The sequence below is a fragment of the Paenibacillus terrae genome, assembly GCF_000943545.1.
Classification (GTDB): Bacteria; Bacillota; Bacilli; order Paenibacillales; family Paenibacillaceae; genus Paenibacillus; species Paenibacillus terrae_A.
In genome coordinates, this window is record NZ_JTHP01000042.1 from 17865 (window position 1) to 31671 (window position 13807).

Consider the following 13807-nt stretch of genomic DNA (forward strand, 5'->3'; position numbering starts at 1 on the left):
ACAATGTCCTGGTCAAGATTACCGAAGTGGAGCAGAACAACTAGGATACGCTCGAACGGAATTTCAATTGATATACAAATAATTATCATTTGTTCATTAATGAACTTAATTAACTTTATTATCAATTGATCCTTAAATAAACCTCTGTATAATAATCTAATGACAGAGTTCATACTTGGCAATATCAAGGTGCTTCTAGAAAGGGAATCCGAGAGATCACGAAGAGTTTTTATTTATTGCAGATGAGAAACATTCATTTTTTATTTTTTGAGTGGACGGTATTGTATGACAACAATAGATAAAATTTGGAGTAAGGATTTTATATTTATTAGCTTAAGCAGTTTTTTTATGTTCTTGACATTTTATATTGCAGTAACTTTATGAGTATTACAATGGTTATTGGCCCGGCTCCTGGGTCATGATTGCAAGTGTTTTCTCCGGTATAGGATATGGAGCTCTGTTTCCTTGTCATGTAGACAATTAGGAAGAGTGTTCTGTTCAGCTGCAGTAAGCTGCAAACCTCCTCTTTTTGTTTATTGGGAAAATGGGAAAACATATAAGTTTCTATAATACACTTCATCAGTGTTGAAAATTGAAACGCAAACTTCTCCTGATATTCCTTCCACAGCATTGATTGTTATCTCAACGTAGAAAGAAGCACCTTTAGCTCCTCCCCATCCAGATGTCTCCATTCTCCCCGTTCCAGCTCGTTCAAGGTAATATTCATGATTCGGATACGCTCCAGCTTCAGCACCCTGAACCCCAAAGCCTTGCACATTCTGCGGATTTGCAGATTCAGGCCCTGGGTCAAAATAATGCGAAACTCATATTCACCTTGCTGGTAAACGTCACATGGTTTAGTAATGACGTTTAATATTTCAACACCGCGGGACATAGCCTGCGTAAACTCGCTTGTAACAGGTTTGTCCACGGTCACCACATATTCTTTCTCATGACCATGCTCAGAACGCATCATTTTATTAACGATATCTCCGTCATTCGTTAGTAAAATCAACCCCTCCGATGCCTTATCCAGCCTGCCAATGGCAAAAATCCGTGAAGGGAAGTTTACATAACTAATAATATTGCCAGCAACCTGTTCCGCCGCCGTACACACAATGCCGATGGGCTTATTCAGGGCCAAATATACAGGCTCGCTATTATTAACCGGAATCGTTTCCCCATCAATCAGTACGGAATCCTGCGGCTCTACATTCGCTCCAGCTTCGCAAACCGTGCCATTAATCGTGATTCGCCCGGCTGCAATCAATCTATTCGTTTCCCTGCGTGAGCAGAACCCCGTTTCGCTTATGTACTTATTAATTCGCACTATTCACCTGCTTACTTCGAATTAAAAACACCTGATTGCTTTTGCCAAATCAGGTGTTCACCTTTTTGAACTACGATATACTTGCCCGGCTTACTTACTTCTGCCGCCGCTTTTATTACCACTTGGTTTGGTACTGCCGCCTTTTGCGCTGCCTGCGGCTTTACTTCCCGGCGCACCTGTAGAAGCGTTTTTTACCCTTGTGGGCTTCGCTGTTTTGTTCCAACGTGTCCAGCCCTTACTACCTGTACCTCTGCCGGTTCCGCCGCCCTTACTTTTTGCACCCATGTGATCACTCCAATAGTAGTCGTTCAGATTTAACTAAGCTATCATACCATTACTTCGGATATAATGCCTGCTTGTTTTTAAAATATATCTCTGTGAATCAAAAAAGTTCTAGCAAAACCGGGCGTTAATAATATCAGCATGTTGCATCATTCGATTCCCAACGCTCGAAAGTACAATAGATAGACGAACAACGCCTTATGGGTTATATATGGATCAGTTGGCCTTCGACAACAAATAAAGGAAATATGGCGTCACCAGGATCGTGATAATGATGCCTGTCGGGATATCTGCTCCAAAACTGATCGTGCGGGTGATCGTATCCGCGATCAGAATGACCAGCGCCCCTACCAATGCCGTGGTAGGCAGCAATAGCTTATGATTAGGCCCTACCAGCTTGCGCGCCAGATGTGGACTAACCATCCCTACAAAAAAGAAGTTCCCGCCAAGGGCTACGCTACCAGAGGCGAGTGCCACCGCAGCAATAGTAAGACCAATAAATTCCCCTTTGATCGCTACACCGAGTCCCGATGCTGTCTGGTTCCCCAAGTTCAACGCATTAAGAGTGTACGACTTATAAAAGACGTAAAAACTAATGATGAGCACCCAAGGAAGCAGTACCATAATGTAGCTCCAGTCATCTCCCCACAGGCTTCCAGCCTGCCAGCGCAAAGCAAAATCATATTGCTTCTCGTCCAGCTTCAGTGTAATCATTAATGACAATGCGGAGTAACCACTGCCCATAGCAACGCCTGTTAAAATTAAGCCGGTCGGCGAAATTTCTTTCCTCCGCCTATAAGCAAACAAGAAAATAAGAATTGCGGCTACAATGCCCCCTGCAAAGGCCAGTCCCGGCAGGACGATGGGCGAAAACAATCCCTCACTGGCGAATACAGTAACATACAAAAGTACGAACAAGCCAGAGCCGGAACTGATTCCCAGCGTACCAGGACTGGCCATGTCGTTTTTAAGCAAGCTTTGCATAATACAACCCGAAATAGCCATACCGATGCCGACCAATATACCTAGAACGATACGCGGCAGGCGAAAATCAAACACAATCAGATTCTGCTTACGAGTCCCTTCACCAATGATAACCTTGAATACTTCCATAGGGGACAGATTCATCTTGCCCACATTCATACTGAGTATCGCCACCAGGATCGTCAGCACAACTAACAACACAATAATCCCTATACTTCTGGCAGTTGGATTGCGAGGCTTGTTCAACTAAACTCCCTCCTTTGCTTACGCACAAGGTAGAGAAAATAAGGTACACCCACCAATGCAAAGATAATACCCAACGGTGTTTCATGGGGACGGTTAATAAGTCTTCCAAGCAAATCCGCTGCTACTAAAAAAACTCCACCATACAGTGCTGAAGCCGGAATGATATACCGATAATCCGTTCCGATCAGATGACGCATGATGTGCGGTACAATCAGACCCACAAAACCAATGGGACCCACCACAATGACAGAAATCCCTGTGAGCACCAAGACAATTAAGGTCGAAAAGCCTTTGATTCTATTGGCATGAATACCCAAGCCTGATGCTACATCCTCTCCGAAGCTTAAGATTGTGATGGAGGGAGAAAGAATAATGGCACAGATCACACCCAATATGAATAAGGGCGCAATGATAGCCAATTCGTTCCACTGGGCACTGGCTGTACCACCTGCCGTCCAATAATCAAGTGCTTGGCCGATCTTATATTTAATAGCAATAAAAGAACTAAACGCACCAAAAAGCATGGAGATGGACATTCCAGCTAACACCAGACGCTGAGGGGTCATCCCCCGTTTACCTATAGATGCAATATAATACGTAATTCCAGTAGTCACTGCCGCACCCAGACAGGAATACAGTATGGTTTCTGCATAGGTACGACCGGGTAAAAAGGCCATACATAACGCGATAGCAAATGTCGATCCTGAGCTAATACCAATGAGCCCAGAGTCTGCCAGCGGGTTACGGGTAGTTCCCTGCATAATGGCCCCGCAAACCGCCAGACTGCACCCTACAATGATGTCAGCCACCGTACGCGGGAAACGCAGAGTGTGAATAATCTGATGCTCTGTAATACCAGGATCAAACTGAAACACAGCGCCCCATGCTAATTTCAGGCTCATTTCTGCGGCTCCAAAGGTAATAGAAGCTGCGGTTACCAGCAGCAGTAGGATCAGACCTAAGATCATGTATCCTATAAAATGAAGTGTTCCTTTTTTGTTTTGCTCTTTGTGAGTAGACATACATTACATCCTTAATGGGTCAATTATGCTCTGCTTACTTCGTCTTTTCCAGCAATCTGTTTGTGATATAGTCCAATTGCCCCGTCATGCTCAAAACGTCAGAGTAGTAAAACAGGCCTGCATAATCCGCTGGAATCTCGATGATATTCCCATTTTTTACGGCCGGGATACTGCTCCATATTTTCGTTTTGGCAAACTGGGATTCCTTGCCTTCCTGCTTGAACCAGAGGACATAGTCGCCAAAATATTCAGCAGCCACTTCATAGGATAAAGACCCTCTGCTCTCTCCTGAATCTTTAACTAACTTTTCGAGTTTTTCCGGTTTGTGAAGTCCGATATAGTCATACAGCAACGTTCCGCCACGTGAGCCTGTTTCATAATATACTCCGTAGGAGTCGCTACCCCAATCCTCGAATATACTAAAGGTTTTGTCCTTGAAAATGTCGGATTTTAATTTTTCCTTAGCGTCATTGAGCTTGCTTTCAAAGGTAGCAATCGCCTTGTCAGCTTCTGCCTCATGACCTGTGGCCTGTCCCAAAAATTTGACCCGTTCAAGTGCTGTCATTTTATTTTCAGGCATCACCAAGACGGGCGCAATTTTGGACAGCTTGTCATAATCCTTTGTGTCATATGTAATGATCAAGTCAGGATCATACTTCATGATTTCCTCGGATTCCCACTTTTCAATATTTGGAACTCCATTTAGCTTATCGAAAAAAGGCATGGTTTTTTGCGACCAGCCTGATACCGCAGCCGGTGTCAGGCCCAATGTAAATACGTCCCCAATATACCAGTTGACCACCACACGTTGAGGATTGGCAGGTACCTCAACATCTCCCATGACTGTGGATACGGTACGGGTACCAGAGTCCGTGCTTGCCTCCTTTTTCGTGTCGGTCGCAGACTGCTTGGTAGAAGACTCGGAGGTACTTTCCAACGTTGCCGCAGCCCGAAAGAACCAAGATCCAAACAGTAAATACACATAAAACCATGTAAAACCTCTTGTTCATCTTGCTATTCATTCTTTAAAACCCCTTTAGTATATAGTCATTGCAGCGTTACTTAGAATTAGTGATAATGATTATCAATATCACTAATATAAAATTGTAAATTTCTCCTTGCTACTTGTCAACCCTTTCTTCGAATTTGTTACTTTTGTATCACAAAATACATATGTCCTGTTTTTGATCATCCAATAAACATATCTGCCGTTTCTTGCATAAGTTTGCTCAACATTTGAATGGAAAGCAGAACAAAACAGGCTGCCTTTTAAGGGCAGCCTGTTTTCAAAGTACCCTTTTTTGTGGGTCATCGTGATTCTTCCCTCTATGCCGATGAACTGTCCTTCGAACGGATATACAATGAATAATTTATTCGTAGCAATATCTACCCAGCTCAGATACGTCACATATCGAAAGTCGATGGATAGATACCGCCGATCTCACAAAACGCATTATCCATGATAGATACCAATTCCATTCGGATACTTTTCGTATATTTTAGATGTTGTTCCTTATTATCGATGTTAGTATTTTTGTTTATGTACTGGTAAATAATAAATGTTGAAACCACAGTCTGTTCAACTAATTAACCCTAAGGAGTGAGTCGCATGTCCATTGATGTTTACCTTAATTTTAATGGGAACTGCCGTGAAGCAGCGGAATTTTACGCAGAAGTATTTGAAACGGATAAACCAGAAATCATGACCTTTGGTCAAACGCCGCCTAACCCTGAATATCAGCTGCCAGAAGAAGCAAAAGATTTAGTCATGCATACACGTCTTGATATCGATGGGAGTAATGTTATGTTTTCTGATGTTTTTCCTGGCATGCCCTTTGTTGTCGGGAACAATATAAGCCTCTCCTTCGTCAATAAGGACATTGATAAAATTAAATCACTATTTGATAAACTGAAAGAAGGTGGAGAAGTAGGCATGGAGCTTCAAGAAACATTTTGGAGTAAATGCTATGGCAGTCTTAAAGACAAATTCGGAATTGAGTGGCAGTTGAATTGTGAAAGTGAAGAAACAGACGAGGAAGCTCCTGAAAAATAGATTGGAACAGCAATGTGGAACTTTTCTATTCCAGCATTTTGCATCATTCGATTCCCATCGCTTAAAAGTACAATATATAGACAAACTAGACCGTTTTGATCTATATATTGCTGATTTGAAATCGCTCTTGGGATTGTTGCAAAATGCTCCTTCAAGAAAAATTCCACATTTTTTTGTTTAGAGAGAATTTGCCTGATGAATAATTATTACCATCTATTAACAAAAAAACTATGGATTACGATAAATAGAGAAGAAGGAGATATTCTCCTTCAATATTTAAAAACGGAGGGGAACAGGAGATTGAATGGAGTATGGACGAAAGCTTCGGCTATTCTATGGGTAGTGGTATGTATGATTTTGCCCTTATAGTTTACTAATCTTTCCCTGATAATGCCACTAAAAAAAAGAAAATCCCCCTCTGCTACGCTGATAGGCTTATTTCAAGCCCAAGTCAGTAGCAAAGGAGGTCAATACTTAGTAAGAATAAGAAAACTCATTTTTGAATTCATCCACTCGTTGGATGATATGCAGAATATTTCGGCCTTCGCGGGTACCATCAATAATACGACGAGCTTGTTTACTGTCACCGATATTCACGACTTCCACTTGATGTTCCTTACCGTAATCGAGCAAGCTGTCCATAAGCGGACTGAATGAGCGCATTCCCAAGCATACGAAACCGAGATCAAAAGGAATCTCAAACTCCTGTTCTCCGTGTTTTACTTTGAAACGGTCGCTGCATACTTCTGTCAAAGCAGTTTCCGTATGAACGTTCACTTCCCGCTCCTCAACCATTTTCATCATGGAAATACGAGTAATCATATCCAGGTCTTTGCCCAGTAACGGAATCATTTCAATAATGGAAACTTCTTGAGCACCACGTTCTGCGTAATATTCGACAACGTCCAATCCCACGGCTCCGCCACCTACTACAGCAATACGCTTGCCTTCAAACTCTTGGAAGTTCTCCATATTGTGCAAAAGATCAAAGATAGAGAATACTTTGGTACCCGGTTTACCCAATTGATCATGCAATCCCGCAATCGGCGGAAGCAGTGGTTTGGCACCTGTTGCGTTTACAATAATATCGGGATTTAAAGCCGTAATCATCGGCAGATCCGCTTGGGTTCCTGTGATAATATCCAGATTGGTCAGTTGTTTGGTGCGTTGAATCAGATAATTTGGGAAATCATTAATACGCGTTTTGTCCGGCAATCGTGCAATATCACGAGCCAAGCCACCCAATTCTGGTTTTTCTTCAAAAAGGGTTACTTTGCAGCCTACTTCTGCCGCTGTACATGCCGCTTCTAGCCCTGCGGTACCCCCACCAATCACAACAACTTGAACGTTATTCTTAACGTGTTGTTTCCGGTATTCAGCTTCTCTGAACAGGTCAGGATTTACCGTACAGCAAATCGGTTTGCTCTTGGAAATACGGTGATCGGCACAGCCGATGTTGCAGGAAATACATTTTCTAAGCAATTCTTCATGGCCATTCTGCACTTTAAGTACCCAGTTCGGTTCTGCGATCAGTCCTCTTCCCATAGCCAGAAGATCAGCGTCGCCTCTCTCCAAAATATCCTGCGCAGCTTGCGGACTCCGAATATTACCTGAGGTCATGGTGACCTTACCGAATTTGTCTTTTACCGCTTTGGCCATATAAGAGCGCCAGCCATCCGGCAGGTTCATTCCATCAATCTGGAACTGGATGGAATCATTCAGAGCAGCAGACACGTTCAGAATATCTACCTCATCATTCAAATACTCCAGCAATTCCAAGGTATCTTCCAGTGTGTTGCCGCCTTCTGTGAACTCTTCCGCACTAAAGCGTAAGCAGATCGGGAAGAATGGGCCAACCACCGAACGAATTTCATCAATCACCAATCTGGCAAACCGTGTGCGGTTTTCTGCGCTGCCACCAAATTCATCCGTACGTTTATTATACATAGGGGACAGGAACTGACTCAGCAAGTAGGAATGACCCGCATGTATTTCCACGCAGTCAAAGCCGGCCCTTTGCGCTCTTCCCGCTGCCTCTCCGTATTTGCGTACAATGGCGTAAATTTCTTCTTTTTGCAAAGGTCTTGGAATCGCTCCACCCTTTTTAGAAGGAATATTCGAAGAAGATACAGGCTGAACTCCATTCAATCTCCCAGCATAGGCGGAAGCACCTGCGTGGTTAATTTGGACAGAGACGCAAGCTCCATAAGAGTGCAGGGCTTCTGTTAATCTAAACAATCCGGGAATAAACTGATCATTATCCATACGCAACTGGGTCGTTCCGTTCGTACCCATTGGGAAATCCAGACAAACATTTTCTACGGTTATCAGGCCGGTACCACCTTTGGCCCGTTGCACGTAATAGTCAATATGATCCTGAACGAAGCTTCCATCCATAGCCGCAAAGTTAGTGCCCATTGGTGGCATAACAATCCGGTTTTTTAACGTCATGCGACGTATTGTCAGAGGTTCAAAAATAGCAGGATAGTGGTTCATTGTTCTTCCTCCTTGCGAGTTTGCAGATTTCATGTTCAAGTTTTCATCAAAGCATTCTCACATGTGATTTTTTTCACTTTGAGGAACGTCGAGGTACTTTTGAGTACGACCGTTCCTTATGACTTGATTTTATATCATCTGATCTATAAATTCTAATGCTATTTTATGTGACAAATCATAGTTTCAGTCTATGGATCGAGTCGTGTTTTTATTCCAGTGCCTGCCTCCCGGCCTGTTCTTTTGAAGCCGAAGTGTACACGCTCAATCCGTCCTACGCTCACATACCTGTCGAACAGCTTGCACATTTTAGCATATCCATCTCCCTAAGCACAGGTGCATATACTGCGGCTTCAGGAGAGGTGTTCACATAATGCAGGAGAAATACTTCGTCGATTACCTGTGTATCCAAAAGGTAAGCCTCAATAGACGCGCCGCACTCTGGATGGTGTTTCTCTATATTCACAAACAGACAATGGTTACCGTGCAAATCCACTGACCATACTCGTCCTTTTCCTTAAAAACGAAGAAAAAGCTGTAAATATTCAATAAATCGTAACTTTCTACCGTTTAAAAAAATCATTTTATAGGCTATATTAAATTTTAAGTAATAGTAACAAGGGAGGTTTATTCATGTTCAAAAATACTTTTAAGACATTTGGCGTCATTGGTAATATTGAAGCGATATCATATCTGTTGCTCGTATGTATCGCTATGCCGCTTAAATACGCAGCCGGGATGCCGCAAATGGTAAGATGGGTCGGTATGATCCATGGTATACTGTTCGTGACTTATGTAGTTGCGATTGTGGTCATGCTGATTTTGCGAAAGCTTTCGGTACTGCAAGGGCTTGTGGCCCTGATTGCCTCATTGCTGCCATTCGGTCCTTTCATTTTTGACCGTAAGGTACTGAAGAAAGCCGAAGCGCGCGATAATGGTGCTACTACGGTAAAAGCTACATAGGGAAGTCAAAGAAAAGACTCTGTTGACATAAGGATTTTATAGCACAAAAAACACGGCTTTTTCGAGGTTATATAACCCCGGAACAGCCGTGTTTTGCTCACGTTAACCAACAAAGAAGCAGCGCCAATAATATATCCCTTCAGACAATTTCATTGCTTCCTATTATGTAAAATGGTATATAAACCCTGCTTAATCTCTTGGGTAATTCACACTCATGATATCCATAAAAGGAACTTTGTCCGTTTCACCATTACTCTCTACATGCACCCTGCCCGTTCTCGGGTCCATTTTAACGATCTGCCCGCGGGTTGTCTCCTGACGCCCCCATACGGTCAACACAACTTCGGATTGCTCTTGCTGCGCTTCTGCAAGCTGGTTCCCGATTTCCTCCAGCACAAATTCATCCCGGGTAGGCCGTTTGGCCACCTTCGCCTTTGCCACTTGCTTTCACCCTTCCTTTACTGCAAAATCAAATTCATTCCATTTTACCATACTTTTCATCATTTGGTGCTGGGAATCTGAGTTAATTCGTGGCACTTGCGTATAAAAAAAGAGCCGATTTCTCACGAACAAGAAAATCGGCTCTCAAAGCTGGTCAGTCAGGAAGCATTTCCATATCCTTTTTTATTTGATCAGCTGTGGAATGTAATTCGCTACATTATGAATAGGTGCGCTGCTCTGCTGAGTAAGGGCCAGAATTAAGGCGCCTTCCAGCATGGAAATAATAAGTACCGCCAGACTATGTGCCTTTTCCTCTGTCCATCCCGCTGTCTGAAGACGTTCCATATAGATATGTTGCCAATCTGTAAACGTATTCACGCAGGCACGCCGCAACGACTCGCTGATGCAGGAAGTTTCCGCAGCAGCCCAAAATCCCATAGGCATAAAGCCATTAAAGTTCGTTTGGTCCGCTTCCTCAGCTGTATTACGGATGAAATCCTGTATGGCGAGCACAGGGTCCTCTTTCCCTGATAGCGTTTCTTTCAACTTTTTCTTAATAAATTCATTCCCTCTTCTGATGCACTCCAAAGCCAATTCCTCTTTGCCACGCGGAAAATAATAATAAAGCGAGCCCTTCGGTGAGCCACTCTCCGCAAGAATCTGATTGAGTCCGGTAGCATGGTAGCCCTGATGAAAAAAGAGCTTGGAAGCGGTTTGTACAATATTTTCATATGATTCGGGTTTAGTAGCCATATACAGCATCCTTATAATATTTAAATTTTTTTTGACAAAAAAATAACTTCACGTTTATTATATATAGACCGATCACTATAATTCAATACCCATTAATTTTATTGGAGGAACAAAAACAACATGAGTACAATGAGTACAATGAGTCAAACAAGCCCTCCGTCTGATCCCAAGACGTTCAAGGTGCTGCCTATTATGATTGCCCTGCTGCTTAGCGGCTTTATCGGAATGTTCAGTGAAACGGCGTTGAACATTGCGCTGAATGATTTGATGCAGATTTTGCACATTACAACAGCAACAGCCCAATGGCTGACCACGGCCTTTCTGCTGACACTCGGTATTTTGGTACCTGTATCGGGTTTGCTGCTTCAAACCTTTACGACAAGACAGCTTTTCGTCACATCACTGCTGTTCTCTATTGCAGGCTGTCTCGTTGCTGCGTTAGCACCAACCTTTTCAGTGCTATTGATCGCACGCATTCTTCAAGCCGTCGGTACGGCGCTGTTATTACCGTTGATGTTTAACACCATCTTGATCATTTTCCCGGCTGAAAAGAGAGGCGCAGCTATGGGGATCATCGGATTGGTTATTATGTTTGCTCCTGCGGTGGGACCTACGATTGCGGGTCTGGTGCTGCAAAATCTGTCCTGGCACTGGATTTTCTGGATCTCCCTTCCGTTTCTGATTCTTTCGCTGATTTGCGGTATCCTGTTTATGCAGAATGTTTCAGAGATTACAAAACCGAAAATTGACGTTTTATCTATTCTGCTGTCTTCTATTGGCTTCGGTGGCGTTGTGTTCGGTTTCAGTAAATCTGGAGAAGGCGGCGAAGGCTGGGCTAGTCTGGTAGTTTTGCTCCCTCTGATCATCGGCTTGGTATCTTTGATTCTGTTCTCTGTACGCCAGTTGAAAATGAAGCAACCGATGTTGAATTTGCGCGTCTTTAAATATCCGATGTTTGTTATCGGCGTTGTGATGGTCTTCCTGTGTATGATGACGATCCTTTCTACAATGCTGATTCTCCCACTCTTTTTGCAAAAAGGGCTGGCCCTGTCCGCGCTGTCCGCAGGATTGGTGCTTCTGCCCGGCGGAATTATCAATGGTCTGTTGTCACCCATCATGGGTTCCCTGTTCGATAAATTCGGTCCAAAATGGCTCGTTATTCCGGGACTTGTGATCGTTGCCGCTGTCTTGTTTTTCCTATCCGGCATTACGACGGCATCAGCTATCGTACTCATTATTGTGCTGCATAGCTGCCTGATGATCGGTATTTCCATGATCATGATGCCTGCTCAGACGAACGGTCTGAATCAGTTGCCGATGGATCTGTACCCGGACGGTACAGCCATTATGAGTACGCTCCAGCAAGTTGCTGGTGCAATCGGTACAGCCGTGGCGGTCAGCATTCTCTCCAAGGGCATGGAAAGCTATTTGAGTCAATCCAGTATGCCGAAATCTGTAGAAGAATTGGCGAATGCTATGGCGTTTGGATCACAGAATTCTTTCTTCTTTGCCATGATCGTCAGTGTAATTGGATTAATTCTTGCGTTCTTCATTCGCAGAGTTCATGTAGAAAAAGGGGCTGCTCAAGCTCCCATGCATTAATAGATAACTTTATAGCTATCTGGACTAGCACTTTAATTTTAAAAAGCTAAAAATTCAAAAGGCTGCTGATCGTATCTTGACGGTCAAGCAGCCTTTCTTATTATAAATTTATATACATAATCATACGATTACATATTTACAAAGCTTCACCGATTGGTTACGATATCCTTTATGAAAAATGTAAAAGTTACGTTTACGTGCAATAAGATATTTGCTGTAAACGCACCCTAAGATAAAAGTGTCATCTGAATACATATACAACCGTAACTGGAGGTTTTTTCAACATGTTGCCTTCCCACCGAGCTTATCTTGCTTTAGCCATTCCTTTAATTATCTCAACGATTACGACCCCGCTACTCGGTGCGGTAGATACTGCGGTAATCGGTCATTTGAGCCATTCTGCCTATTTGGGCGGTGTGGCAGTAGGTACTCTTATTTTCAATACTTTATATTGGCTGTTTGGCTTTCTGCGCGTCAGCACATCGGCTTTTACCGCACAGGCGGCCGGGGCTAAAAATAACGACCAGGGTATAGCCGCCCTCATGCGTCCGATGGGGATTGCTTTGGTGATCGGTGCGTTGTTCATTCTGCTGCAAAAGCCGATCCTGCTAGCCTCCCTCCAGCTTATCCATCCTGCTGAGGATGTGGCGGCGCAGGCATCGATTTATTTTAACATTCGTATTTGGGGAGCGCCCCTCACGCTGGTGAACTATGTACTGCTCGGCTGGCTAATGGGATTGTCTCGCGTAAAGGCGACACTGCTTTTGCAAATTTCCATGAATGTTATCAATATGGTGCTGGCTATTGTATTCACACAAATCATACAATGGGATGTAGCTGGTGTAGCTGGCGCTACTCTGAATGCTGAGGTCCTCGCATGTGTACTTGGTTTTGTGCTGGTGCTTCGTTCGTCGGTCTGGAAAGAATGGAAGCGTAGCGGACAGCGGGATTGGCGGGGGTGGTTTGGAGCTTCAGAGCTGAAAAGCGTTATGGCTACGAACCTGGACCTTATGATCCGCACAGCCTGTCTGCTGACGATGTTTAATCTGTTTACATCGCGCAGTGCAAGTTTTGGAACCGATCAGCTTGCGGCGAACGCTATTTTGCTGCAAATCCACTACCTTATGGCTTACTGTTTTGACGGATTTGCCAACGCCAGCAGCATTATGACGGGTCAGGCCCGGGGTGCAAGGGATCCAAAAATGCTGCAAAGAGTTATTCATTTATCCTGGTTCTGGACGATTGTAACTAGTGTGCTGATGGGTGGGCTGTATTTTGCATTGAAGGAGCCGCTTATCCGTCTGTTTACCGATAACGCTACCGTGATCAGCCTTACGGGTCCATATAACGCTTGGTTAGTCGCCTTTCCACTGGCCGCCGGACTGGGGCTGGTATTCTACGGTGTATTTACAGGCATGACGGTGACGTACCCGATCCGTAATTCCATGCTCATTTCACTGGTCTTCTTTTTGATCGCGCTGTTCTGGTGCGTTCCCCACTATGGGAATCATGGGCTTTGGCTCTCGTTCATCGTATTTGCTTTAGGGCGGTCGCTGTTTCTTGTGATCTATTTGCCTCGGTTGCAGAGGATATAGCAATTTATAGTGCTGGAGGATGTCGCCGGTGTCTCCAGATTTA

Annotated in this window: 13 protein-coding genes and 1 pseudogene; 4 read left to right on the plus strand and 10 right to left on the minus strand. The window is 43.8% G+C overall.

Annotated elements, in window-relative coordinates; genetic code table 11:
* Window positions 1-637 precede the first annotated feature (637 nt).
* The 6 genes and pseudogenes from QD47_RS18905 to QD47_RS34190 all read right to left on the minus strand — a co-directional run.
* Entirely contained in the window at window positions 638-1330 is a 693-nt protein-coding gene (locus QD47_RS18905) for a pseudouridine synthase (RefSeq protein WP_044647595.1), read from the minus strand.
* Between the two features lie 90 nt (window positions 1331-1420).
* Window positions 1421-1615, minus strand: a complete 195-nt coding sequence (locus tag QD47_RS18910) for a DUF3934 family protein (RefSeq protein ID WP_044647596.1) — start codon at window positions 1613-1615, stop codon at window positions 1421-1423.
* A gap of 213 nt (window positions 1616-1828) precedes the next feature.
* On the minus strand, window positions 1829-2842 hold the full coding sequence (locus tag QD47_RS18915) for a FecCD family ABC transporter permease (protein ID WP_044647597.1): 1014 nt from the start codon (window positions 2840-2842) through the stop codon (window positions 1829-1831).
* Window positions 2839-3864, minus strand: coding sequence for a FecCD family ABC transporter permease (locus tag QD47_RS18920; protein ID WP_044647598.1), 1026 nt, complete (start codon window positions 3862-3864; stop codon window positions 2839-2841). The genes QD47_RS18915 and QD47_RS18920 overlap by 4 nt, the downstream gene beginning before the upstream one ends.
* Window positions 3865-3898: 34 nt before the next feature.
* A complete protein-coding gene (locus QD47_RS18925; protein WP_044647619.1) occupies window positions 3899-4801 on the minus strand; it encodes an ABC transporter substrate-binding protein in 903 nt (300 codons plus the stop codon).
* Between the two features lie 156 nt (window positions 4802-4957).
* Window positions 4958-5290: pseudogene (locus QD47_RS34190) on the minus strand (hypothetical protein); the annotation flags it as partial.
* A gap of 183 nt (window positions 5291-5473) precedes the next feature.
* Between QD47_RS34190 and QD47_RS18930 the strand changes: the two are divergent.
* On the plus strand, window positions 5474-5917 hold the full coding sequence (locus tag QD47_RS18930; RefSeq protein WP_044647599.1) for a VOC family protein: 444 nt from the start codon (window positions 5474-5476) through the stop codon (window positions 5915-5917).
* A gap of 474 nt (window positions 5918-6391) precedes the next feature.
* Here QD47_RS18930 and QD47_RS18935 read toward each other — a convergent pair whose 3' ends face one another.
* A complete protein-coding gene (locus tag QD47_RS18935; protein ID WP_044647600.1) occupies window positions 6392-8413 on the minus strand; it encodes an oxidoreductase in 2022 nt (673 codons plus the stop codon).
* Between the two features lie 277 nt (window positions 8414-8690).
* Window positions 8691-8906 carry a hypothetical protein gene (locus tag QD47_RS31730; RefSeq protein ID WP_152643827.1) on the minus strand — a complete coding sequence of 72 codons (216 nt, stop codon included), beginning with the start codon at window positions 8904-8906 and terminating at the stop codon, window positions 8691-8693.
* Between the two features lie 137 nt (window positions 8907-9043).
* Between QD47_RS31730 and QD47_RS18940 the strand changes: the two genes are divergently transcribed.
* Window positions 9044-9373 (plus strand): DUF3817 domain-containing protein, encoded by a 330-nt coding sequence (locus QD47_RS18940; RefSeq protein WP_044647601.1) that lies wholly within the window; start codon window positions 9044-9046, stop codon window positions 9371-9373.
* A 189-nt stretch (window positions 9374-9562) separates the two neighbouring features.
* On the opposite strand, the gene QD47_RS18945 is transcribed toward QD47_RS18940, so the two are convergent.
* Complete coding sequence (locus QD47_RS18945; protein WP_014281611.1) at window positions 9563-9814, minus strand: YolD-like family protein; 252 nt, start codon at window positions 9812-9814, stop codon at window positions 9563-9565.
* Window positions 9815-9997: 183 nt separating this feature from the next.
* Window positions 9998-10567, minus strand: a complete 570-nt coding sequence (locus tag QD47_RS18950; RefSeq protein ID WP_044647602.1) for a TetR/AcrR family transcriptional regulator — start codon at window positions 10565-10567, stop codon at window positions 9998-10000.
* 138 nt (window positions 10568-10705) lie between these two features.
* On the opposite strand from QD47_RS18950, the gene QD47_RS18955 reads away from it, so the two are divergent.
* On the plus strand, window positions 10706-12169 hold the full coding sequence (locus QD47_RS18955; protein ID WP_200893471.1) for a DHA2 family efflux MFS transporter permease subunit: 1464 nt from the start codon (window positions 10706-10708) through the stop codon (window positions 12167-12169).
* A 284-nt stretch (window positions 12170-12453) separates the two neighbouring features.
* Window positions 12454-13764 carry an MATE family efflux transporter gene (locus tag QD47_RS18960; RefSeq protein WP_044647603.1) on the plus strand — a complete coding sequence of 437 codons (1311 nt, stop codon included), beginning with the start codon at window positions 12454-12456 and terminating at the stop codon, window positions 13762-13764.
* The last annotated feature ends 43 nt before the right edge of the window (window positions 13765-13807 follow it).